General features: G+C 67.1%; 1 protein-coding gene. It reads right to left on the reverse strand.

From position 1 onward, the window contains the following. Positions 1 to 2: 2 nt before the first annotated feature. A partial coding sequence (locus EN969_RS31640) for an MFS transporter (RefSeq protein WP_127419762.1) occupies positions 3 to 1248 on the reverse strand: 1246 nt, incomplete at its 5' end.

Below are 1248 nucleotides of genomic sequence, written 5' to 3' on the forward strand. Positions count from 1 at the left end.
GCTCAGTGCCGGCCCTCATCGTCCGGTGCGAAGGCGAGTTCGACCGGCAACGGCGCCTGCGCCGTCATCGGTGCGAAACTGCCGGTTTCGCCGACCGGGACCGCACGCGTCGTGAACACACGCAAAAGCACGAACAGGCAGAAGGCTGCGGCGATGAGAACAGCCACATAGATGAAAGCCTGCGTTCCGAAGACGGCCGACAGCGCCGTCACGATGCCGGGCACGACGAAGCCCGACAGCGACCAGGCAAACAAAAGCGAACTGGACAGCGCCACCATGTCGTCCTTGCCGGCGCGGTCGGCGGCGTGCGCACTGGCCAGCGAATAGATCGATTCCGAAGCGCCGTCCCACACGATGTAGATCACAACCAACGCGGCCAGCGCGCCGCCATCGAACCCGAGTGCAAACAGGCCGGCGACCATGGCGAGCGCGGATGCGGCGATCAGCACATAGCGGCGGTCGGTTCGGTCGGAAATCCAACCAAGCGGGATCTGCAGGATCAGCGTGCCGAGAGGCATCGCCGAAAGCAGCAGCGCCACGTCGGCCTGGCTGTAGCCCTTGGCCGTGGCGTGGATCGGTGCGAAGCCAGCAATCGACATCGACAGGCCGCCGACGGCAAGCATGCCGGCGACGCCGACCGGTGAAACCCGCCAGGCACGGCGCAGCGCCACCGAGGCCGCCTGCGGCGCCGGCGGCTGGGCAAGTTTGGTCATCCCGACAGGGAGGATCGACAGCGCGGTGAAGACGATGCCGATCAGCGGCGCATCCGCTGTCCTGATATCGACCAGCGCTAGCGTCGCGTAGCCGACGCCGAGCCCGGCGACATAGGCAACGTAGAAGAAAGCCATCACCCGGCCGCGGATGGCGTTGGCAACGGCATCGTTCAGCCAGCTCTGCGCGACGATGAACAGGCCGCATATGGCAAAGCCGTAGAGCGCGCGGGCGGCTATCCACAGCAGCGGAAGGACCCCGGCGCCGACAGCGGCGTTGGCCAGCGCGATCAGCGCCGACAGCACCATGAAGGCGCGGGCATGGCCGACCCTTCGCACCAGCGGTCCGGTCAAGATGCAGCCGGCGAGCCCGCCGGCCGAAAGCCCGGTGATGATCAGCCCGGCCCAGGTCGGATCGAAACCCTCTGCGCCAAGCCGGACCGGGATATAAGCAAACATCAGCCCGTTGCCGACGGCAATCAGCGCCATCGACACGATGACGCTGGCAATCGCGATCAGCGGCGTGGGCTCGGCGCCC

This window comes from Mesorhizobium sp. M7A.F.Ca.CA.003.01.2.1, from assembly GCF_003998945.1.
GTDB lineage: Bacteria > Pseudomonadota > Alphaproteobacteria > Rhizobiales > Rhizobiaceae > Mesorhizobium > Mesorhizobium ciceri.